Here is a 1,316-nt window from a genome sequence, read left to right on the forward strand (position 1 = left end):
GCGCACCGCCCTCGTTCGTGAGGCGTATATAGTCGCCACCCTGACAAACTGTCAACACCGATCTCAGATGTTTTTGAGATTTCTCGTGGAGATATCCACGGGGTCGAGATTTGTGAGTTGGCTAGGCTGAGTTTCCACATCGCTTCTTGCGCTTGGTCGCGCCTGGGATACTCGCTTCGGACCGTATGCCTCGCTTTGAAAACCGCTGTCCGCCCGACGGCCGCGGACCTTGCCCGAGCGGCTTTTCAGCGGCGATCCTCCAGCAATTCCGGTGTGATGTTCCGGCCTGCGTAGAAGATGCCCAGGATCAGCACCTGCTCGCCCTCGACTGCAGGCAATGCTGACCGCCCGTCGGTAGCCGATGATCCGCAGTCCGGGCATGATCTCGCGCCGCTCGGTGCCACGCTGTGGAAAAGTCGATAGACCGAGACAATGGTCTTGAATACCCGCGACAAAATTCCAGGCGATCACCGGCGATGCCCGCTCGGCTATGTCGTCATAGAGCCGTTCGAGTTCGGCTTGTGCGGCGGGATGAAAGACGATCCGATAGTCCATCCCCTACTTGGCTTTCGCCTGTTTCGCGCGATGGCGCGCCTCCAGCCGAGAAAAAACCGCGTCGGCCGGGATTCCTTTAGCTGGATCCTGCTGGAGCTCGGCCAAGCGGCCCGGAATTTCCTCGCGCAGCCATCTTTCCCGCTCCGCCTCGAAATCCTCGAGCATGCGCAGGCCGGCGCGGACAACCTCGCTGGCATTGTTGTAGCGACCTGATTCGAGCTGCTTCCTGATGAAGCGCTCATAGTGGTCGTTCAGAGCGTAGTTGGGCATGACAATCTCCCGGAAAGAGATGTGGGATCGCGGCACGGATTTAGCAATAGATGTCAAATATTAGCAATTTCGACCGACGTCGACCATCCTACATTTTGATCCGATTGTCTCGCAGACAGGCTCGAATCGCTTGATTCGGCATACCGGGAAACCGCCTCAGTCGGAGTGACGCCGGCGTGATCGAGGATCGCGCCTGCAACCGGGATAGATGGGATCTGCTCCTCCCGATCCAGCCGGGACGGCTGGCACTGAGCCGGCTGAGATGGATGCCTGCCGGCTGAATTCATTTCGCATTTGATTGCGGACCGCCGCCTCAATTCGCATTTTCGTGGTTGGCCTTGGCTCTGGGAGCCAGATTTGTCCGCCGCGCGAGCTGAGAGCTCGTCTGGCCCCGAGGCATGGAACGACTGAGGACTGGCTCCGTGACGCTTTGGCTTGGCTTGTATGGTTCTGGCGGGCGGATTGTGTTTGGTGTTGCGGGATTTGGTTTT

General features: G+C 58.8%; 1 protein-coding gene and 1 pseudogene. Both read right to left on the reverse strand.

Annotated elements, in window-relative coordinates; all coding sequences use genetic code 11:
* Window positions 1-245: 245 nt before the first annotated feature.
* Window positions 246-555, reverse strand: a pseudogene (locus LB533_RS29795) (type II toxin-antitoxin system RelE/ParE family toxin).
* Between the two features lie 3 nt (window positions 556-558).
* Window positions 559-825: a type II toxin-antitoxin system ParD family antitoxin gene (locus LB533_RS29800; protein ID WP_224678888.1), complete on the reverse strand. Its 267-nt coding sequence runs from the start codon at window positions 823-825 to the stop codon at window positions 559-561.
* Window positions 826-1,316 lie beyond the last annotated feature (491 nt).

This window comes from Mesorhizobium sp. BR1-1-13 (assembly GCF_020165515.1).
In the GTDB taxonomy this organism is placed as follows: domain Bacteria; phylum Pseudomonadota; class Alphaproteobacteria; order Rhizobiales; family Rhizobiaceae; genus Mesorhizobium.